The 19132-nt window shown below is 72.2% G+C and carries 22 protein-coding genes; 14 read left to right on the top strand and 8 right to left on the bottom strand.

Translation table 11 applies throughout. The features are described from left to right. Positions 1-35: 35 nt before the first annotated feature. Positions 36-755: a winged helix family transcriptional regulator gene (locus tag B7K25_RS12850; protein WP_084106552.1), complete on the bottom strand. Its 720-nt coding sequence runs from the start codon at positions 753-755 to the stop codon at positions 36-38. Between the two features lie 56 nt (positions 756-811). On the opposite strand from B7K25_RS12850, the gene B7K25_RS12845 reads away from it, so the two are divergent. From B7K25_RS12845 to dtd, 9 genes are all read left to right on the top strand, one after another. Then, positions 812-1546, top strand: coding sequence for a hypothetical protein (locus B7K25_RS12845; protein ID WP_084106550.1), 735 nt, complete (start codon positions 812-814; stop codon positions 1544-1546). A 19-nt stretch (positions 1547-1565) separates the two neighbouring features. After that, on the top strand, positions 1566-2000 hold the full coding sequence (locus B7K25_RS12840; RefSeq protein WP_084106548.1) for a thioredoxin family protein: 435 nt from the start codon (positions 1566-1568) through the stop codon (positions 1998-2000). Between the two features lie 40 nt (positions 2001-2040). Then, positions 2041-2481 (top strand): DUF4395 domain-containing protein, encoded by a 441-nt coding sequence (locus tag B7K25_RS12835; RefSeq protein WP_159450213.1) that lies wholly within the window; start codon positions 2041-2043, stop codon positions 2479-2481. 146 nt (positions 2482-2627) lie between these two features. Further along, entirely contained in the window at positions 2628-3164 is a 537-nt protein-coding gene (locus B7K25_RS12830; protein WP_084106544.1) for an FABP family protein, read from the top strand. A 37-nt stretch (positions 3165-3201) separates the two neighbouring features. After that, on the top strand, positions 3202-4350 hold the full coding sequence (locus B7K25_RS12825; RefSeq protein WP_084106542.1) for a folate-binding protein YgfZ: 1149 nt from the start codon (positions 3202-3204) through the stop codon (positions 4348-4350). Positions 4351-4488: 138 nt separating this feature from the next. Continuing rightward, on the top strand, positions 4489-4749 hold the full coding sequence (locus tag B7K25_RS12820; RefSeq protein WP_084106540.1) for a type II toxin-antitoxin system Phd/YefM family antitoxin: 261 nt from the start codon (positions 4489-4491) through the stop codon (positions 4747-4749). A 3-nt stretch (positions 4750-4752) separates the two neighbouring features. Next, the gene (locus B7K25_RS12815) at positions 4753-5184 is read left to right on the top strand and encodes a type II toxin-antitoxin system VapC family toxin (RefSeq protein WP_084106538.1); all 432 of its coding nucleotides are present in this window, start codon (positions 4753-4755) and stop codon (positions 5182-5184) included. 30 nt (positions 5185-5214) lie between these two features. After that, positions 5215-5577 (top strand): DUF2516 family protein, encoded by a 363-nt coding sequence (locus B7K25_RS12810; RefSeq protein ID WP_084106536.1) that lies wholly within the window; start codon positions 5215-5217, stop codon positions 5575-5577. 7 nt (positions 5578-5584) lie between these two features. Then, positions 5585-6010: a D-aminoacyl-tRNA deacylase gene (gene dtd / locus B7K25_RS12805; protein ID WP_084106534.1), complete on the top strand. Its 426-nt coding sequence runs from the start codon at positions 5585-5587 to the stop codon at positions 6008-6010. Between the two features lie 205 nt (positions 6011-6215). Here dtd and B7K25_RS12800 read toward each other — a convergent pair whose 3' ends face one another. Next, positions 6216-6998, bottom strand: a complete 783-nt coding sequence (locus B7K25_RS12800; protein ID WP_084106533.1) for a hypothetical protein — start codon at positions 6996-6998, stop codon at positions 6216-6218. Then, positions 6995-7951, bottom strand: a complete 957-nt coding sequence (locus B7K25_RS12795; protein WP_084106531.1) for an ABC transporter ATP-binding protein — start codon at positions 7949-7951, stop codon at positions 6995-6997. The genes B7K25_RS12800 and B7K25_RS12795 overlap by 4 nt, the downstream gene beginning before the upstream one ends. Before the next feature lie 314 nt (positions 7952-8265). Between B7K25_RS12795 and B7K25_RS12790 the strand changes: the two genes are divergently transcribed. Next, positions 8266-10845, top strand: coding sequence for an ATP-dependent Clp protease ATP-binding subunit (locus B7K25_RS12790; protein WP_084106529.1), 2580 nt, complete (start codon positions 8266-8268; stop codon positions 10843-10845). 143 nt (positions 10846-10988) lie between these two features. Then, the gene (locus B7K25_RS12785; RefSeq protein WP_084106527.1) at positions 10989-12005 is read left to right on the top strand and encodes an aldo/keto reductase; all 1017 of its coding nucleotides are present in this window, start codon (positions 10989-10991) and stop codon (positions 12003-12005) included. Between the two features lie 176 nt (positions 12006-12181). Here B7K25_RS12785 and B7K25_RS12780 read toward each other — a convergent pair whose 3' ends face one another. Both B7K25_RS12780 and B7K25_RS12775 read right to left on the bottom strand, forming a co-directional pair. Beyond that, positions 12182-12715 (bottom strand): thermonuclease family protein, encoded by a 534-nt coding sequence (locus tag B7K25_RS12780; RefSeq protein ID WP_084106525.1) that lies wholly within the window; start codon positions 12713-12715, stop codon positions 12182-12184. Positions 12716-12844: 129 nt separating this feature from the next. Beyond that, positions 12845-13723, bottom strand: a complete 879-nt coding sequence (locus tag B7K25_RS12775; protein ID WP_084106524.1) for an A/G-specific adenine glycosylase — start codon at positions 13721-13723, stop codon at positions 12845-12847. Positions 13724-13779: 56 nt separating this feature from the next. On the opposite strand from B7K25_RS12775, the gene B7K25_RS12770 reads away from it, so the two are divergent. Beyond that, complete coding sequence (locus tag B7K25_RS12770; RefSeq protein WP_084106522.1) at positions 13780-14400, top strand: hypothetical protein; 621 nt, start codon at positions 13780-13782, stop codon at positions 14398-14400. Positions 14401-14409: 9 nt separating this feature from the next. Here the strand turns inward: B7K25_RS12770 and radA are convergent, their stop codons facing one another. Further along, on the bottom strand, positions 14410-15783 hold the full coding sequence (radA, locus tag B7K25_RS12765) for a DNA repair protein RadA (RefSeq protein WP_084106521.1): 1374 nt from the start codon (positions 15781-15783) through the stop codon (positions 14410-14412). Positions 15784-15866: 83 nt separating this feature from the next. On the opposite strand from radA, the gene B7K25_RS12760 reads away from it, so the two are divergent. Continuing rightward, entirely contained in the window at positions 15867-17081 is a 1215-nt protein-coding gene (locus B7K25_RS12760; protein WP_144019010.1) for a hypothetical protein, read from the top strand. Between the two features lie 65 nt (positions 17082-17146). Further along, on the top strand, positions 17147-17995 hold the full coding sequence (gene proC, locus B7K25_RS12755) for a pyrroline-5-carboxylate reductase (RefSeq protein ID WP_084106517.1): 849 nt from the start codon (positions 17147-17149) through the stop codon (positions 17993-17995). 93 nt (positions 17996-18088) lie between these two features. Here the strand turns inward: proC and B7K25_RS12750 are convergent, their stop codons facing one another. Continuing rightward, the gene (locus B7K25_RS12750; RefSeq protein ID WP_084106515.1) at positions 18089-18703 is read right to left on the bottom strand and encodes a GyrI-like domain-containing protein; all 615 of its coding nucleotides are present in this window, start codon (positions 18701-18703) and stop codon (positions 18089-18091) included. 17 nt (positions 18704-18720) lie between these two features. Beyond that, on the bottom strand, positions 18721-19113 hold the full coding sequence (locus tag B7K25_RS12745; protein WP_084106513.1) for an FKBP-type peptidyl-prolyl cis-trans isomerase: 393 nt from the start codon (positions 19111-19113) through the stop codon (positions 18721-18723). Positions 19114-19132: the final 19 nt, after the last annotated feature.

Here is a 19132-nt window from a genome sequence, read left to right as displayed (position 1 = left end):
AGTCTCCGGGTGGGGGGTCAGGGGGTGCCCCCAGCCTACCGAGCGCTCTCCTTGTCGCCGCGCTCGGCGGCGGGCTGCTTGGGCTGCGGGGGGTCGAAGCGGTAGCCGACGTTGCGCACGGTGCCGATGAGGTGCTCGTGCTCCGCGCCGAGCTTCGCGCGGAGGCGTCGCACGTGGACGTCGACGGTGCGCGTGCCGCCGTAGTAGTCGAAGCCCCACACCTCCTGCAGCAGCTGGTCGCGCGTGTACACGCGGCCCGGGTGCTGCATCAGGTACTTGAGGAGCTCGAACTCCTTGTAGGTGAGGTCGAGCGGCACGCCCTTGAGTCGGGCGGTGTAGCCGCCCACGTCGACGGTGAGGTCGCCGGAGGAGAACTCCGCGGCCTTCTCGAGCGGGTCCTCGGCGTTCGCGCGGCCGATCATCAGCCGGATGCGGGCCTCGACCTCGGCCGGCGAGGCGTCGGCGAGCACGACGTCGTCCGCGCCCCAGTCGGCGTTCACGATCGACAGGCCGCCCTCGCGCAGCACCAGCAGCAGGGGCACCGAGACGCCCGTGACGTGCACGAGCTTGCAGTTGTTACGTGCCTCGGCCAGGTCGTGGCGGCCGTCGACGATCACGACGTCGGCGTCGAGGGCGTCCAGCATGGCGGACGGCTCGGGCGGCAGCACCCGAGTCCTGTGGGAGAGCAGACCGAGGGCGGGCAGGACGTCAGGCGCACCGTCACGCGACGGTGTCAGCACCAACAGGTCGGCCATCGCCACCTCCGTTCGGCCTTAACTGTAGCGGCGTGGTGGATGAGACACTAACCCCCATGAATCCCACCACCCGGGCGACGATCACTGCTGTCGCGGCATCGGTGATCGCCACCACCGGGTTCCTGGGGACCAGGTATCTCGCTGCTGGCGTGCTGCTGGTGATGGTCGGCTTCGCCGTCGGCTGGCCGGTGCTCGCGCGGGTGTCGCGCCGGTGGGTGTCGACCTCGATCATCGGCGCGGGGTCCCTCATCGCCCTCGCGTCCGTGGTGCTCGGGCGTCAGGAGCCGTACCTGCGCTACATGGTCGTCGCGGTCGCCGCGATCGTCGTGGCCGCGCTGATCTCCGAGGTGTTCTTCGCGAGCCCGCCCGGTCGCGCCGTGACCGCCGTCGCCGCGACCGCGTCGGGCGGTGCGATCGCTGCCGCGGGCGCCGCGTGGGTGGCCTCGAGCCGGACGCCGGGCGCGGAGGACCTCGTCGTCACGGGCGCCGCCGCGCTCGCCATGGCCGCCATCGCCTCCGTGCTCACGCGCAACGCGACGGTCAACACCGTCGGCGCGCTCGTGTTGGCCGCCGCGTCAGGCGGCGCCACCGGCCTCCTGTTCGAGTCCGTGACCTGGTACGGCGGCATCCTGGTCGGCATCGCCGCGGGCGTCGCTGTGGTGCCGATCGCCGAGATGTACCGCCGCGAGCCGCGCCCCCACTCCGTGTGGGCGGGAATAGCGTCGGCCGTCACGCCTGTTCTGGTGGCCGGCGTCCTCATCTATCTCGGCGGACGCCTGCTGATCGGCTAGGACTGAGGACGGAGGGCCGATGCTGGAACGAGCGCTCGTGATCGTCGCCCTTCTCGCGGTGGCGTCGCTGGGCTACTGGTGGTGGCAGCGTCGCCAGGGACGCGTGCGCGCGCTGAGCTCAGAGGACGTGCTGACGGCCGAGCAGCTGGGCGCGCCCCGCGGCGCGCACGCGACGTTCGTGCAGTTCTCGACGCCGATGTGCTCGAAGTGCCCGGGCACGGCACGCCTCCTGCGCGGCGTCGCCGAGCAGCACGTGCACGTCACCCACCTCGAGATCGACGCCTCCGAGCGGCTCGACCTCGCCCGCGAGCTGAGCATCATGCGCACCCCGACCACGCTCGTCCTCGATGGCGACGGCGCGATCGTCGCCCGCATGGATGGCGCCCCGACGGTCGAGCAGGCCCAGCAGGCGCTCGCCGCCGTGGCCTCCCGTTCCGACGGGTACGCCATCTAGGCCGGCGCCCCCTAGAATCGACCGCCAAGGAGGACCACCGATGGCTGAGGACGTCCAGATCGACCCGCGCGGCTACCGCTTCGGCGCGACCGTGACGCTCACGGTCGCCGTGATCGCGCTCGTGCTGGGCGCCACCACTGCGGGATTCGTGGCCATGGCAGTGCTCGTCGCCCTGTTCCTGCCCGGCGCCCTGGTCGGGCCCCAGGCCACCCTCCAGTCCGCGCTGTTCAAGCGCCTCATCCGTCCGCGCATCGGCGCCCCCACGGAGACCGAGTCCTTCCGCCCGCCGCGCTTCGCCCAGCAGATGGGCCTCGGCATGTCCGCGGCCGCGCTCGTGCTCGGCCTGCTCGGGCTCGACTGGGGCTTCTGGCTCTTCGGCGCGTTCGTGACGGTCGCCTCGTTCCTCAACGCGGTCTTCGGCTTCTGCCTGGGCTGCGAGATCTACCTGCTCATCAAGCGCGCGGGAGCGCGCACCGCCTGACGACCCGGCCATAGCCGCCCGGGATAGGATCGGAGAATCATGACCGGACTCGAGATCGCCTTCACCGCCCTCGCCGTGGCGGCCTTCGGCGCCACCACGTGGATCACCGGCATCATCGGCTGGCGGATCCTCCGGAGCCCGCGCCGGTGACCTTCACCCTCCCCGAGGGCCTCGCCCCCGAGGTCTACCCGCTCGCGTGGCTCGTGGGTCGCTGGTCCGGCCACGGGGAGGTCGCCTACCCCGGCGTGCCGCGAGCGCAGATCGTCCAGGAGGTCGTCTTCGATCACGACGGCGGCCCCTATCTCACCTACTCGGCCACGACGTCCCTCATGGGGCCCGACGGCGAGCAGGGGCAGGTGTGGGCCGTCGAGTCCGGGTTCTGGCGCGTCTCGCCGGAGGCTCCCGAAGGCGTCGAGCTCCAGGACTTCCAGCACCCCGTCGAGGTCGTCCTGTCCGACGCCTCCGGGCTGCTCACCTGCTACATGGGTGCCGTGGGCAACGGCCGCATCGACCTCGCGACGCGCTTCGCCGCCGCGACCGAGTCCGGGCCGTCCGTCCGGGGCGCGACCCGCATGTACGGCAACGTCAGCGGCCAGCTCATGTGGGCGTGGGACCTCGCGGCCTTCGGCGAGGAGCTGCAGTCCTACATGAGCGCCGAGCTCTCCCGCGTCGAGGCCGAGTAGCCCGGAATCCTCCGCGGCCGCCAGACGTTCCCCCGCCATGACCTCCCCCCTGCTGACCCGACCCGGCGCCGTCGACGACACGGGCGCCGATGCCGGCGTCGCGTGGCACTACGGCGATCCCACCGCCGAGCAGCGCGCGCTCGAGGCCGGTCGCGCCGTCGCCGACCAGTCGCACCTCGGCATCGTCACCGTCACCGGGCCCGACCGGCTGTCGTGGCTCGACTCGCTGTCGACGCAGCAGGTCGGCGCCCTGGCACCCGGCCAGTCGAGCGAGCTGATGATCCTGTCCCCGCAAGGGCGCATCGAGCACGTCGCCGGCATCGTCGACGACGGCGAGACCGCGTGGCTGATCTCCGAGTCCGCCCCCGCGCTCGCACTGTTCCTGGATCGCATGCGCTTCATGCTGCGGGTCGAGGTCGCCGACGCCACTGCGGACTGGGCCGCGCTGGGCGAGGCCGTCGCCGCCCCCGCGGCCGACGGCGAGCCGGTCACGTGGGTCGACCCGTGGCCCGGCATCGTCGCGGGCGGCACCACCTACGCCGCGACCCCCGACCAGCCGCACGCCGGCGCGGAGCGCGCATGGCGACTGGTGCTCGTGCCGCGCGCCGAGCTCGAGGCCGCGATCGACGCCCGCGTCGAGGCGGGCTGGACCCTCGTCGGCACCTGGGCGACCGAGGCCGCCCGCATCGCCGCGCATCGTCCGCGCGCCGCGCGCGAGGTCGACGAGACCTCGCTGCCGCACGAGCTCGACTGGCTGCGCACCGCCGTCCACCTGCACAAGGGCTGCTACCGCGGCCAGGAGACCGTCGCGAAGGTCCACAACGTGGGCCGGCCGCCGCGCCGCCTGACGATGCTGCACCTCGACGGCTCGGGCCACGCCCTGCCGGAGCCGGGCGCTCCGGTCCTGCAGGGCGACGGCGACGACGCCCGCGAGGTGGGCCGCGTGACCTCCGTGGCGCGCCACCACGAGCTGGGACCGATCGCCCTGGCGGTGCTCAAGCGCTCCGTCGACCCGTCCTCGGTGCTCACCGTGCCGTCCGACGGCGGACCGCTCGCCGCGAGCCAGGAGCTCATCGTGAACGCGGACGGCTTCTCGGCTGACCGTCCTCCCAAGCCCGGGCCCACGATGAAGGGGCTGCTCATGGGCAAGGGGTGCGCCGCCGACGGCGGCGACCTGCCCGACTGACCCAGCGAGCGCATCGGCCCACCGTCCTCGTCTGCCGCTCCTGTAGGAACGATCTCTGCGCGCTTCTCTGCCCACGAGCGCCCTGGAGGACCGCGCGCCACCTGCCGATCACCGCCACGCGGGAGTACGGTGACAACCGTGGAGATCTCAGTGACGGAGCTGCGCAAGGGCCTCACCCAGGCGCTCGAGGCCGCCAAGGACGGCGAGGCCGTCATCATCACCGAGCGCGGCGTGCCCGTCGCGCGCCTCACCGGCGTCGAGTCAGCCGACCTTCTGACGCGCCTCGAGGCCGAAGGCCTCATCACTCCCCCCGCCGAGTCGCGGGCCGTGCCGCGACTGCCCCAGGCTGAGGCCGCCAAGGATGCGCTGTCGAGCCTGCTCGGCCGCATGCGGAGGTAGCCCGTGGCCGTCGTCTACGTCGACACGTCCGCCCTCGTGAAGTTGTGCGTGCTCGAGACCGGAACGCCGCTCGCCGTCGGGCTGTGGAAGCACGCGGACGCGCTCGTCACCTCCCGCATCGCCGACGCCGAGGTGAGGTCGGTGCTGGCGGCCGCCGAGCGCATCGGCCGCATCGACGCCGCGCCTGCCGCGCAGGCGCGCGACCGGTGGAAGGAGCTGTGGCCCTCGCTCGCCACGGTGGAGGTGACCCCAGCGATCGCCCAGCACGCCGGTGACCTCGCCGACCGCCGACCGCTCCGCGCGGGCGACGCGATCCACCTCGCGAGCGCGCTGCTGCTCGCGGAGGCCAAGCCCATCCTGGCCGCCTGGGACCGGCGTCTCGCGGACGCGGGCCGCGCCGAGGGGCTCACCGTGCTGCCGCCTAGACTGGCCTGAGCACCTCCGACCGTTACTGAAAGGCCGCACGTGTTCGGTTTCCTGCAAGCCCTCGTCATCTGGCTCATCTCCGCCGGCGCCCTCGTGGGCTCGGTGTGGGCGCTTATCGACGCGGCCAAGTACCCCACCACCGCGTTCACGAACGCGGGCAAGCAGAGCAAGACGATCTGGCTCGTCATCATGGGCGTCGCGGCGCTCATCGCGTTCGTGTCCATGCCCCCGCTGCCGTTCGGTCCCAACGTGTTCGGCTTCGGCGGCGGTGGCGCGCTCGGGCTGCTCGGCATCGCGGCGATCGCCGTGGTCATCTACTACTTCGTGGACGTGCGCCCCAAGGTGCGCCAGAACAACTACGGCTCGGGCGGACGCGGCAACCGCTCCAACGGGGGCTGGTAGACGGCCGATGCGCGCCGTGCTTCAGCGTGCCTCGCGCGCGTCGGTGACGGTCGAGGGGCGCGTCACGGCGTCGTTCGAGCGTCAAGGGATCGTGGCGCTTGTGGGGGCGACGCACGATGACGGCCCCGAGCAGGTCGCGACGATCGCCCGCAAGATCGCGGAGCTGCGGATCCTCGACGACGAGCGTTCGGCCTCCGACGTCAACGCTCCCGTCATCGTGGTGTCGCAGTTCACGCTGTACGCGGACGTCCGCAAGGGGCGCCGGCCGTCGTGGAACGGCGCCGCGCCCGGGCCGGTGGCCGAGCCGCTCGTCGAGGCGGTGGTCGAGGCGCTGCGCGCGCGGGGGCTCACGGTCGGCAGCGGGGTGTTCGGGGCGATGATGGACGTCGAGCTCGTGAACGATGGGCCGATGACGATCCTCGTCGAGGCGTAGCCGCGCGGTCGCGACGGCCCCCGTTCTCACGGGCGCATCAGCGATCGTTCCGTGAGAACGGGTCGGTTCCACGCGTTCCCACGGACGTCTCGCCGTTCGTCCCTGGGGACCGGCGAGGGCCGCATACGACGTAGGGCCGATGCGCGGGAGGCTTCCCGCGCATCGGCCCTCTTGGCGTGGCCGGCCCGTGGTCCGGGCGGTCCGGTCAGACGTCGCGGCTGCGCAGCGAGAGCACCGCGAGCACGAACGGGATGATCGCCCACAGCAGCAGCACCAAGAGCGCGGGGCCCGAGGCGAGCCCGACCTCGCCCGCCCCGGGTGGGTCCGTGGCGATCACCTGGCTGGTGAGGGTGAAGGGCAGCAGCGCGCCCACCCAGTTGGCGATGGTGTTGCCCACCGACAGCAGGATCGGCGGCGCGATCAGCTCGATCGCGAGGATCGTGAAGATCGTGCCGACGGCGCTGCGCAGCAGCGTGCCGAGCGAGACGGACAGCACGACGACGACCACGAGGCCGAGCAGCTTGCCGCCGAACAGGCGCATCGTCTCGGTGTCGGCCAGGTCGATCGCCGCGGCATCGGCCGGCAGCGCGATCGCCCATGCGACCCCCACAGCCACGACGGTGACGACGAGGGCGAACAGGACCGCGATGGTGGTCTTCGCAGCGAGCACCGCTCCACGGGAAGGCGTGGCCGTGAACGTGTTACGCGCCGATCCGGTGGTGTACTCCGACGTGATGAGCAGCGCCGAGAAGATCGCCAGCAGGATGACGGCGAAGTCGAGCCCGTTGAACAGCAGGCTCGCGCTGGCGAAGGAGCTGTCCGTCGGGCTGGCCGCGAGCAGCGGGATGCCGATGAAGGCGAGCAGCGTGAAGCCCATGAGGATCCACGTCGAACGCAGCGATCGCGCCTTGATCCACTCGGACTTCACGGCGCGGCCGTAGGTGGCCTTGCGCACGGGGACGGCGCGCTGGGCGGCGGTGGCGGTCACTTGGAGACCTCCTCGGTCGGGGCCGATGCGGTCTCGGCGGTGCCGGGCACGCCGGCCTTGTACTCGGTCTCCTCGGCGGTGAGGCGCATGTACGCCTGCTCGAGGGTGGTGGTGTCGTCGCGCAGCTGGGAGATGAGGATCCCGTTGTCGCGAACGATGCGGCCGACACCTAGGGCGTCGAGGCCCGTCACGGTGAGGATCTCGCGCTCCTTGCCGGGCTCGACGGTGGCGCCGGCCGACGTGAGCAGCCCGGCGAGCGTCGCGGCGTCGGGCGAGGTGACGGACACGCCGCCACTCGCGTGAGCCTTGACGAACTCGTCCAGGGGCGCGTCGGCGAGGATGCGGCCGCGGCCGATGATGATGACGTGGTCCGCGGTCTGCTGGACCTCGCTCATGAGGTGGCTCGACAGGAACACGGTGCGGCCGGTCGACGCGAGGTGTCGGGCGAGTTGGCGCACCCACAGCACGCCGTCGGGGTCGAGGCCGTTGACGGGCTCGTCCATCATGACGATCTGGGGATCTGCGAGCAGCGCGCCCGCGATGCCGAGGCGCTGGCCCATGCCCAGCGAGAACTGGCCCGCCTTCTTCTTGGCCACCTCGGTGAGGCCGGTCATCTGGATGACCTCGTCGACGCGCTTGTCCGAGATCCCGTGCGTGGCCGCGAGCGCGCGCAGGTGCTGGCGGGCGCTGCGTCGGGGGTGGACGCCCTTGGCGTCGATGAGCGCGCCGATCTCCGCGAGCGGGCTGTCGAGCTTGGCGTAGGGCTTGCCGCCAAGCGTCACGGTGCCGCCGGTCGGGCGGTCGAGGCCGAGGATCATGCGCATCGTGGTCGACTTGCCGGCGCCGTTGGGGCCGAGGAAGCCGGTGACGATCCCGGGCTGCACGGTGAAGCTGGCGTGGTCGACGGCGGTCTTGCTGCCGTATCTCTTGGTGAGGTCCTTGGCCTCGATCATGGTGGGGACATCCCTTCTCGCGCCGTCGGCGCTCTCTTTCGTTGCTGCCTCGAACTTAATAGGGACGCGACCGTCGCGAACCGGTCCTTGGTCCCGTCATCCTCTCGGGGGATGCCAACCCCGATGCTTCCAGGGGTGCTGGGCACTCCGAGGCGCGACCCGCGCATCGGCGCGATGTTACGGGCATGTCGCACCTGTCACGCCGGTGGCGAACACGGGCATGAGCACGGCCTCGCCCTGGTTAGCCTGGATCCAGAAGCCACAGGTGACTGCGGCGACCCCGGCCCCGGCCGGACGGATCGAAGGAGGATGACATGTTCGAACGGTTCACCGATCGAGCCCGACGTGTGGTGGTGCTCGCGCAGGAAGAGGCGCGCATGCTCAACCACAACTACATCGGGACGGAGCACATCCTGCTCGGCCTTGTCCGCGAGGGCGAGGGCGTCGCCGCGAAGGCGCTCGAGGCCATGGACATCTCCCTCAACGGCGTGCGCGAGCAGGTCCAGGAGATCATCGGCGAGGGCTCGCACGCGCCGTCGGGCCACATCCCCTTCACCCCGCGCGCCAAGAAGGTGCTCGAGCTGTCCCTGCGCGAGGCGCTGCAGCTGGGCCACAACTACATCGGCACCGAGCACATCCTGCTCGGCCTCATCCGCGAGGGCGAGGGCGTGGCGGCACAGGTGCTCGGCAAGCTCGGCGCCGACCTCGGCGGCGTGCGCCAGCAGGTCATCCAGCTGCTCTCGGGCTACGAGGGCAAGGAGCCCGCGACCGCCGGTGGCGGCGGCCCCCAGGAGGGCCAGCCCTCGGGCTCGACCGTCCTCGACCAGTTCGGCCGCAACTACACGCAGGCCGCACGCGAGGGCAAGCTCGACCCCGTCGTGGGACGCGAGATGATCATGGAGCGCGTGATGCAGGTCCTGTCGCGCCGCACCAAGAACAACCCCGTCCTGATCGGCGAGCCCGGCGTCGGCAAGACCGCCGTCGTCGAGGGCCTCGCCCAGGCGATCGTGCGCGGCGACGTGCCGGAGACGCTGAAGGACAAGCACCTCTACACGCTCGACCTCGGCTCGCTCGTGGCCGGCTCGCGCTACCGCGGTGACTTCGAGGAGCGCCTCAAGAAGGTGCTGAAGGAGATCCGCACCCGCGGCGACATCATCCTGTTCATCGACGAGATCCACACCCTCGTCGGTGCGGGTGCCGCCGAGGGCGCGATCGATGCGGCTTCGATCCTGAAGCCGATGCTGGCCCGCGGCGAGCTGCAGACCATCGGCGCGACCACGCTCGACGAGTACCGCAAGCACGTCGAGAAGGACCCCGCGCTCGAGCGCCGCTTCCAGCCCATCCAGGTGCCGGAGCCGGAGCTGAGCCACGCGATCGAGATCCTCAAGGGCCTGCGCGACCGCTACGAGGCGTTCCACCGCGTCACCATCACGGACGACGCGATCGTGGCCGCCGCGCAGATGGCCGACCGCTACATCTCCGACCGGTTCCTGCCGGACAAGGCGATCGACCTCATCGACGAGGCGGGCGCGCGCCTGCGCATCCGCCGCATGACGAGCCCGCCCGAGCTGCGCGACCTCGACGACAAGATCGCGAACGTGCGTCGCGACAAGGAGTCGGCGATCGACGAGCAGGACTTCGAGAAGGCCGCCTCGCTTCGCGACGTCGAGCGTCGCCTCTCCGAGGAGCGCGCCTCGAAGGAGGAGGCCTGGAAGTCGGGCGACCTCGACGTGGCCGCGGTCGTGGACGAGGACCTGATCGCCGAGGTGCTCGCGATGTCCACCGGCGTGCCGGTGACCCGCGTGTCCTCGGACGAGTCCAGCCGCCTGCTCCAGATGGAGTCGGAGCTGCATAAGCGCGTCATCGGTCAGGAGCAGGCCATCAAGGTCCTCGCCCAGTCGATGCGCCGCACCCGTGCCGGCCTCAAGGACCCCAAGCGTCCCGGCGGCTCGTTCATCTTCGCCGGCCCCACGGGCGTCGGAAAGACGGAGCTCGCCAAGGCGCTCGCCGAGTTCCTGTTCGGTGACGAGGACTCGCTGATCTCGCTCGACATGTCCGAGTACGGCGAGAAGCACACCGTGGCACGCCTGTTCGGTGCGCCTCCCGGCTACGTCGGCTTCGAGGAGGGCGGCCAGCTCACCGAGAAGGTGCGCCGCAAGCCGTTCTCCGTCGTGCTCTTCGACGAGGTCGAGAAGGCCCACCCCGACATCTTCAACTCGCTGCTCCAGATCCTGGAGGACGGCAAGCTGACCGATGCCCAGGGCCGCGAGGTGAACTTCAAGAACACCATCATCATCATGACCACCAACCTCGGTGCCGACGCGATCTCGCGCCGTCAGGCGACGGGCTTCTCCGTGGTGTCGGAGACCGGCCACAGCTACGAGGACATGGTCAAGCTGGTGAACGGCAAGCTCAAGGAGCACTTCAAGCCAGAGTTCCTCAACCGCGTCGACAACGTCGTGGTCTTCCCGCAGCTCACGCAGGAGGAGATCATCGAGATCGTCGACCTCATGGTCGCCCGCCTCGACGAGCGCATGAAGGACAAGGACATGGGCATCGAGCTCACCGAGGCGGCCAAGCGGCTGCTCGCGGAGAAGGGCTACGACCCCGTGCTCGGTGCGCGTCCGCTGCGCCGCGCGCTCCAGCGCGAGATCGAGGACCCGCTGTCGGAGAAGATCCTCTTCGGCGAGGTCACCTCGGGCCAGATCGTCCGCGTGGACGCTCAGGGCGAGGGCATCCTCGGCGAGTTCACCTTCGAGGGCATCGACCGCGACGACGTGGTGGGCGAGCCCATCGCCAGCGAGGCCGAGGTCCGCGTCGGCGGCGGCGAGTCCCCCGAGGCGTCGGCCGACGACGAGGGCGAGGAGCCCACGCGGCACGCCCCGGGCGAGTAGCCCTACTCAGCTCATCCGGAGAGCCCGGTCACCGTTGGCGGTGACCGGGCTCTTCCGCGTTCCCACGCGTGAGGGCCGATGCGCGCGGCGAGGTGACCACCGCATCGGCCCTCCGGCGTCCGCGTGTCAGTAGGCTGGAGCGCATGACACACGACCCGTTTGTGGCCGACGCCGCCCGCTACGAGACCATGCAGTACCGCCGCTCCGGACGCTCCGGACTTCGCCTCCCCGGCGTGAGCCTGGGCCTATGGCACAACTTCGGTGGCGCCAACGACACCGACACGATGCGCGAGACCATCCGCACCGCCTTCGACCTCGGCGTGACGCACTACGACCTCGCGAACAACTACGGCCCGCCGCCTGGCTCCGCCGAGGAGAACTTCGGCCGCATCTTCGCGCAGGACCTTGCCCCGTACCGCGACGAGATCATCGTCTCGACCAAGGCCGGCTACTACATGTGGCCCGGCCCGTACGGCGAGTGGGGATCGCGCAAGACCCTGCTGAGCTCGCTCGACCAGTCGCTGACGCGCATGGGGCTCGACTACGTCGACATCTACTACCACCACCGCCCGGACCCGGACACGCCCATCGAGGAGTCGATGATGGCGCTCGACCAGGCCGTCCGCTCGGGCAAGGCGCTGTACGCCGGCATCTCGAACTACGGCGCGGAGGACACGCGCACCGCGATCGGCATCCTGCGCGAGCTCGGCACCCCGCTGCTGATCCACCAGTTCTCGTACTCGATGTACGAGCGCTCGCCCGAGGAGGCGCTCATCGGCACCCTCGAGGACGAGGGCGTGGGCTCCATCGTCTTCTCCCCGCTCGCGCAGGGCCTGCTCACGGACCGCTACCTCCAGGGCGTTCCCGAGGGATCGCGCATCACGCACTCGCAGTTCCTCCAGGAGAAGCAGCTCACGGAGACCTACCTGTCGCGCACGCGCGCTCTCAACGAGATCGCTCAGGGCCGCGGGCAGACGCTCGCGCAGCTCGCGATCCAGTGGGTGCTGCGCGGCGACCACGTGACGTCGGCCCTCGTGGGCGCGTCGTCGGCGGCCCAGCTGCGCACCTCCGTCGCGTCGCTCGACTTCCCCGCGCTCACCGAGGACGAGATCGCGGCGATCGAGCCCCACGCCGTCCACGGCACGCACCACAACTGGTAGGAGCCGCGCAGCGCCGATGCGCGGGCCGGGTCAGGCTCGCGCGTCGGCCCGGTCTGCACGAACTCGCGGATCAACTCACGTAGCGACGCTCGCGGTACGCACAGCCAGAGCCCGCCTCCTGAGTTCATCCGCGAGTTTGTGCACGAACAACTCGCCGGTCGGGTCAGGCTCGCGCGTCAGCCCGCGGCGCCGTCGAAGTCGGGGCACAGGTGCTCGACCTCGGCGTCGAGCTCGCGGTACGCGTCCTCGCGGTCGTGCGGCATCCCGGTCCGGGAGTCGTAGCGCGCGATCGCGAAGCCGTACGCGATCATCTCGTAGCCGTAGTCCTCGCCGTCGATCTCGACGTAGCGCAGCAGGCGGTCGTGCGTGTCCCGGTCGTCCTGCGCGCCCGGCACGAGCGTCACCGGCTGGCCCTCGAGGGTGACCTGCGCGGCCTCGCGCGCCTCGTCGGCGCCGCACTCGCCCCGCTCCGGGGTGTCGATGCCGATGACGCGCACGTCCTCCTCGACGCCGTCGCGCTCCACGACCATCGAGTCGCCATCGTAGACGTGGGTGACCGTCCAGGCGTCCGTGACGGGCGCCGATGTGCTCGCGGCCGGGTCTGCCTCGTCACCGACGAGCCGGGGCAGCAGGTAGGTCCAGCCCCAGATCATGACCGCGGCGATCGACACGATCAGCAGCGCGCGGTACACGGTGGACATCGACCTCATGGGCCCAGTGTTCCAGGGCTCTCGTGGGATCACGTTCCTCCAGCACGCGTGCCGGTGGCGATGCGCGCAGAGGACCTTCCTCCAGGGTGCCGGGGGTCGCCGCGCTCCAGGGTGACGCGGGTCGCCGCGCTACAGGGTGAAGCGGGTTCCGGCGGGGCGGATGAGCGCGTCGTCGAGCAGGGACTGCAGGCAGCGGGCGAACTGGGCGGGCTCGACGTCCGGGAAGTGCGCGGCCCTGTCGAGCGCGACCGGGCCCTCGGCGCCGCGCAGCACCGCCATGATGCGGCCGCGCACCTGACGGTCCGTCCCGTGCCAGGTCTGCGTGCGCCCCGATCCCTCACCAAGCCCGGGGCGCCCGAGCTCGAGCCACGCGCAGTCCGCCTCGAGCGGGCACGCCTCGCACTGGGGCGCACGCGCCGAGCACACCAGAGCGCCCAGCTCCATGGATCCGGCGTTCCAAGCCACGGACTCGTCGACGTCCTCCGGAACGAGCGCGCCCGCGGCCTCGCGCTCGGCACGCGCGAGGTGTGCAGCGGGGTGGGCCTCGCCGCGCCATGCGCGGCCGATGACCCGCCGGACGTTGGTGTCCAGGACCACGTCGCGCTCGCCGAACGCGAAGGCGCGCACCGCGGCCGCGGTGTAGTCACCCACGCCCGGCAGGGCGCGCAGGGCGTCGGCGTCGCTCGGCACCACGCCGCCGTGCCGGTCGACGAGGGCCTGGGCGCACTGCCACAGCCGCTGCGCGCGGCGGGGATAGCCGAGGCGATCCCAGGCGCGCACCGCCTCGGCCTGGCCCGCGGCGGCCAGGTCCGCAGGCTCCGGCCACCGCTCCATCCACGTGCGCCAGACGGGCTCGACGCGCACGACGGGCGTCTGCTGGAGCATCACCTCCGACACGAGCACGCCCCACGGCGTGCAGTCGGGGCGGCGCCACGGGAGGTCCCGCGCCTCCGCGGCGAACCAGGCGATGACGTCCTCGACCATGGCGGTGTCGGAGCGGCGCGGCATGGCTCCATTGTCCCGCGTCCCGACGGGGTTACGGTGAACGCGGAAGGGAGCGTGACGTGGACGGACTGCGCCGGCCGGTGGGCGACGAGGAGCCTCGGGTCTACTGGGTGCGCCGCGCCGTCGTCCTCGTGGCGATCGCCGTGCTCGCGGTCGTGATCTGGCTGGTCATCCGCGGCCTCACCTCGAGTGGGGATGAGGGCACGGACAGCCCCGCCCCCGACACCACCACCTCCCCCACCGTCACGCAGTCCGCCGGCGCCCAGGCCGTCGACAACGACCCCTCGCGTCCCTGCACCGCCGAGGACGTCCAGGTCACCTCGGTCGCCTCTCCCACCCAGGTCAACGTCGGCTCGATGCCCGCGTTCGAGGTGTCGGTCGAGCACGTCGGCTCGGCCGCGTGCAAGCTGTCAACGACCTCGGACGGCACCGCGATGGTGATCCGTTCGGGCGAGGACAAGTACTACGACTCGACCTGGTGCCCTGACACGCCGCTGTTCGCCGACGCCGAGTGGATCCTCCAGCCGGGCGACCGCGAGGCCGTACAGGCGACGTGGACCGGCCAGCGCTACTCCGAGTCCTGCGAGCCGCAGGGCGAGGCGGCGGCCGGCTACTACCTCTCCGCGATCTCGATCGGCGGCATCGCGGCCGCTGAGGCTCAGTTCCAGATGGTCAGCTGACCCGCGACCTCACGGACGCGGCACCGCGCGCTCGACGGCCTCTCGCAGGGTCGACACCGCGTGCACGGTCACGCCGGGCGGGGCGTCGAGGGCCGATGCGCTGGCCGGCACGAGCACCTCGGTGAACCCGAGCCGCGCGGCCTCGGCCACGCGCTGGCCGATCCCGGTCACGGGACGCACGGCGCCCGAGAGCGCCACCTCGCCGATCGCCGCGAGGCCGGGGCGCACGGGCGCATCCGCGCGAGCCGAGGCGAGCGCGAGGGCGAGGGCGACGTCCGCCGCCGGCTCCGTGACGCGGGCGCCACCGATGGTCGACACGTAGACGTCGTCGGCGGCGACCGCGACGCCCACGCGCCGCTGGAGGACCGCGAGGATCATCGCCACGCGCGAGGAGTCGATGCCCGAGGTCGCGCGGCGCGGGTTGCTCAGCGCGCTGGGCGCGACGAGGGCCTGGATCTCGGCGGGCAGGGGCCGCTTGCCGTCGATGGTGATGGTCGCGCAGGTGCCGGTGACGTGCGCGCCCTCGCGCGAGAGGAACAGCCCGGACGGGTCCGCGACGCCCTCGATGCCGGTGTCGAGCAGCTGGAAGCAGCCGACCTCGTCGACCGAGCCGAAGCGGTTCTTGATCGAGCGCAGCAGCCGCAGCTGCGAGTGCTGCTCGCCCTCGAACTGGCACACGACGTCGACGAGGTGCTCGACGATGCGCGGGCCCGCGACCGTCCCCTCGCGCGTCACGTGCCCGACGAGCACCATGGGGAAGCCCTGCCTCTTCGCGGCCTGGATCAGGGCCGACGCGACCTCACGCACCTGGCTCACGCCACCGGCAGTGCCGTCCACCGCGGCCGAGGCGATGGTCTGGATCGAGTCCACCATCAGCAGCCCGGGGTCCTCGGCCTCGATGTGGGCGAGGACCGCCCCGAGGTCGGTCTCCGCCGCGAGCAGCAGTCCCGAGTCGAGGGCGCCGATGCGCTCGGCGCGCAGTCGCACCTGTCCCGCAGACTCCTCACCCGTGACGTACAGGACCGTCCGGCCCCCGCGTGCGGACCGGGCCGCGACGTCGAGCAGCAGCGTCGACTTGCCGACGCCGGGCTCGCCGGCGAGCAGGACGACGGCACCCGGGACGAGGCCTCCGCCGAGCACCCGGTCGAACTCGTCGACGCCGGTGGGCCGACGCTCCGATGCGGTCGCCTCGATCTCACCGATGGGCCGTGCCGCGCTGGTCGCCACGGTCGCGCGGGTCGCGGGGCCGGCGGGTGCTGCGCCGGCCTCGACCACGGTCCCCCACGCCTGGCACTCGCCGCAGCGACCCACCCACTTCACGGCCGTCCATCCGCACTCGGTGCACTGATAGGCGGGCTTCGCGGCGCGGGTCGAGGTGGCCATGGGTCACACGCTAGCCGCAGCGGCTGACACCCTCGCACGCGTGGCTCCCTTCGCGATCGGACCGCCCGCGTACGCTGGGCGGCATGGCGAACGCGACGCCCCCTGACCGACCCAGCCCCTGGCACTCCGTGCACGGCGGCCCCACCACCTCCGAGGCTCCCCCGCGCGAGCCCGTGGCGCCGTCGAAGCCGCCCGCGCCGACCACGGGCTCGATCCCGGTCATCCCGCAGCCCATCGAGGCCGACGACGCCGAGCTCGTCGCGCCCGTGCCGTCCCCGCCGCGCGAGGAGATCATGCCGACCGCGGCAGGAGCGCTGTGGGACTCGGTGCCACCCCCCGCGTCCGAGCCAGCGACCGCCACGCACGACGACCCGTTCCGCACCCTCGGCGACGCCGCGGTGCGCAGCGCCTCGTTGCAGGCCTCGGGCGCCCAGGGCGGCCTCTCCACCTCCTCCGCCGGCTCCCGCGCGGCCACGGCCGCGGCACCGGGAGCCCCATCGGCACCCGCACCCGTCGCCGCGGCGACACCGCCCGACCACGAGGACCCGCCAGCACCGGTCTCGCCTGAGCCGCTCCCCGCCGGGATGCCCGAGATCGCCGACGACGGCCCCGCCTACACGCCGCCGTTCGGCGTCGCCGTCGGCGCCGTCTCCGCAGGCGACGCCGACACGGAGCCTGGCACGGGAGCCGACGACGGCGGCAGCGGCGAGTCCGCGGACACCCCTGCCGAGGAGCACGAGCCCTGGTTCCGGTCGACCGCGTTCCTCGTCATCGTGGGGCTGCTGGTGATGGGAGGGATCGGCTACGGCCTGTTCCTCCTGCTCGCACCCAAGAACGAGACCGTCGAGCTCACGCCGCCGGTGCTCGTCGAGCCCGCCGCCACCGCGACCCTCGACCCAATCGTCATCGAGGAGCCGACCGCCTTCCAGGCGGCGATGCCCGGCACCGTCGGCGCCTTCGCCATGACCGAGCTCGCCGCCGTGAACCCCCAGCAGGCGGGGCTCACCGTCCGCGCCGCCGAGGTCGACGACCTGGTGTACTCCGACGGGGTCGCGCAGATCACCCTGCGCGCTATCCAGCACTACGACGCAGAGGCCGCCACCGCGCAGTTCGAGGCGCTCGCCGCCGACGGCACGGACCGCGCCCCGGTCGAGGCCGGGGGCGCCTCCGTCGGGGAGAGGGCGACCGTCCCCGGCGAGACAGGCGACACGATCGTGTGGCGCAACGGCACGGCGGTCTTCGTGTTGGCCGGCCCCGCGGAGGAGCTCGAGGAGTTCTACTCCCTGTTCCCGCTGTGAGCCGGACGCGGGCGTCGAGCCGGCCCGCGCATCGGCGCTCCGCGGTGACGTACTAGCCTGGCGGCATGAGCGAAGACGCCACGCAGTCAGGAACCGACGCCCCCCGTGTCGCCGTGATCGGCGGCGGCGTGATGGGCGGCACGATCATCACCGCGCTGCGCGTGGGCGGCTGGCCCGCCGATCAGATCGTCGTCGCGGAGCGCGACGGCGGCCGCCGCGACGCCCTCGTCGAGACCCACGGGGTGACCGCCACGGAGTCCATCGCTGACGCGGTGGACGGCGCCGAGGCGATCGTCATCGCGGTCAAGCCCCAGGACGGTGCGGACGCGCTCGAGGCGATCGCCTCGACCTACCGCGACGGCGCGCTCGTGCTGACCGTCGCCGCCGGGCTGTCGACCTCCTTCTACGAGGAGCGGCTTCCCGAGGGCGCGCCGGTGGTGCGGTGCATGCCCAACACCCCCGCGATCGTGGCCCAGGGCGCGACCGCCATCGTCGCCGGGACGTACGCGACGCCCGCTCACCTCGGCCTCGCGGGCGCGATCCTGCGCGCGACCGGACTGGTGGTCGCGCTCGATGACGAGGCGCAGATGGACGCCGTGACGGCGGTGTCGGGCTCGGGACCGGCGTACTTCTACGCCGTGGTCGAGGCGCTCGCCGACGCCGGAGCGCGCCAGGGGCTCGACCCCGTGCTCGCGACGCAGCTGGCCGCCCAGACGTTCATCGGCGCCGCACGCCTCCTGCAGGAGTCCGGAGACACCCCGAGCGTGCTCCGTCAGCGGGTCAGCTCGCCCGGCGGCACGACCATCGCCGCGCTCGAGGCCTTCGGCGAAGCCGGGCTGTCGGACGCGATCGCCGCGGGCGCAGCGGCTGCGGCGGCGCGCTCGAAGGAGCTCGGCGAGGCGCTCGGACGCTGACAGCCGGGCGCTGACGGCCGTCCTCACGCCGGTCGACTTTGTCCCCTGCAGCACTGGCCCCTCGCTCTGCGGCCGCGCACACGGCGCAGTCCTTCACACAGCGGGCTGGCGCAGGATGGTCCGCAGGCGCTCCGGCGCCGAGCGGCGCGGATCGCTCAGGTAGATCTCGTGGTGCCGGCCCCCGAGCGACAGCCCGGCGTCGGCGATCGCCGCATGCATCGCCTCGATCACCGGTCCCTCGTCAGCGAAGGGTCCCAGATGCAGCGTCTGCGCGCAGCGGCCCTCGACGAGCGTCTCCACCCGCACGCGGCCAAGCGACGGCGCATCGACCTTCCGCGCGGCCTTGTCCATGCCGGCCTCGATGAGCGTGTCGTCGACCCACTCGGGCACCACGATCATCACGGTCGACCGCCACTGCGAGCGGTCGCGGCGCACGGTGAACGCGTCCATGTCGTCCGCCCACCACAGCGCCTCGAGCGGCGGCACCACGTAGTCGCGGCCGGCCGTGACCTTCGAGGCGAACTTGGTCGCGTAGGCGACCGGGTAGAGCGTCTCCACGGCGCTGATGAACGACGCCCCCTCGGGCGCCCCTTCGGCGTCGACCATGAGGTAACGCAGGGCGGGCACGTCGACGAGGTCGATCCGGCCCGCGCGCGCCGCGTAGGAGGGCAGATCCTTCTTCAGGTCGACCTTCTCCGCGGCGCCCACGGGTCAGCCTCCGAGCATCACCGCGCGTCGACGATGTCGACGGCGAAGACCAGCGTCGAGCCGCCCGGGATGGGGCCCATGGAGCGGTGGCCGTAGCCCTTCTCCGGCGGCACGACCAGCAGCACCTTGGAGCCCACCGGCTGCCCGACGAGGCCGTCGACCCAGCCCTCGATGAGCGAGCCGCGCGCGATGCCGAACGTGATCGTGTCGCCGCGATCCCACGACGAGTCGAACTTCGCGCCGTCCCACAGCCAACCGGTGTAGTGGACGGTGATCTGCTGGCCCTCGACGACCGCGGCGCCGTCGCCGGCCTCGAGGACCTCGGCGACGAGACCGTCCGGGCGCTCCGCCCCGGCGAAGTCGACGGAGGGCGCGCCCGAGGCGTCGCGGGTGATCTGGGGCAGGGTCATGGCGTCTCCTTGTGGGTGG

Origin of the sequence: Demequina sp. NBRC 110056, assembly GCF_002090155.1 — a bacterium.
GTDB lineage: Bacteria > Actinomycetota > Actinomycetes > Actinomycetales > Demequinaceae > Demequina.
The sequence above is the reverse complement of the archived record's forward strand: the minus strand, read 5'-3'. Positions and strand labels throughout refer to the sequence as shown.

Coding starts and splice junctions, on each gene's coding strand:
- B7K25_RS12850 (WP_084106552.1), bottom strand. CDS start 755: ATGGCCGACCTGTTGGTGCTGACACCGTCGCGTGACGGTGCGCCTGAC.
- B7K25_RS12845 (WP_084106550.1), top strand. CDS start 812: ATGAATCCCACCACCCGGGCGACGATCACTGCTGTCGCGGCATCGGTG.
- B7K25_RS12840 (WP_084106548.1), top strand. CDS start 1,566: ATGCTGGAACGAGCGCTCGTGATCGTCGCCCTTCTCGCGGTGGCGTCG.
- B7K25_RS12835 (WP_159450213.1), top strand. CDS start 2,041: ATGGCTGAGGACGTCCAGATCGACCCGCGCGGCTACCGCTTCGGCGCG.
- B7K25_RS12825 (WP_084106542.1), top strand. CDS start 3,202: ATGACCTCCCCCCTGCTGACCCGACCCGGCGCCGTCGACGACACGGGC.
- dtd (WP_084106534.1), top strand. CDS start 5,585: ATGCGCGCCGTGCTTCAGCGTGCCTCGCGCGCGTCGGTGACGGTCGAG.
- B7K25_RS12795 (WP_084106531.1), bottom strand. CDS start 7,951: ATGATCGAGGCCAAGGACCTCACCAAGAGATACGGCAGCAAGACCGCC.
- B7K25_RS12790 (WP_084106529.1), top strand. CDS start 8,266: ATGTTCGAACGGTTCACCGATCGAGCCCGACGTGTGGTGGTGCTCGCG.
- B7K25_RS12785 (WP_084106527.1), top strand. CDS start 10,989: ATGACACACGACCCGTTTGTGGCCGACGCCGCCCGCTACGAGACCATG.
- B7K25_RS12780 (WP_084106525.1), bottom strand. CDS start 12,715: ATGAGGTCGATGTCCACCGTGTACCGCGCGCTGCTGATCGTGTCGATC.
- B7K25_RS12775 (WP_084106524.1), bottom strand. CDS start 13,723: ATGCCGCGCCGCTCCGACACCGCCATGGTCGAGGACGTCATCGCCTGG.
- radA (WP_084106521.1), bottom strand. CDS start 15,783: ATGGCCACCTCGACCCGCGCCGCGAAGCCCGCCTATCAGTGCACCGAG.
- B7K25_RS12760 (WP_144019010.1), top strand. CDS start 15,867: ATGGCGAACGCGACGCCCCCTGACCGACCCAGCCCCTGGCACTCCGTG.
- proC (WP_084106517.1), top strand. CDS start 17,147: ATGAGCGAAGACGCCACGCAGTCAGGAACCGACGCCCCCCGTGTCGCC.
- B7K25_RS12745 (WP_084106513.1), bottom strand. CDS start 19,113: ATGACCCTGCCCCAGATCACCCGCGACGCCTCGGGCGCGCCCTCCGTC.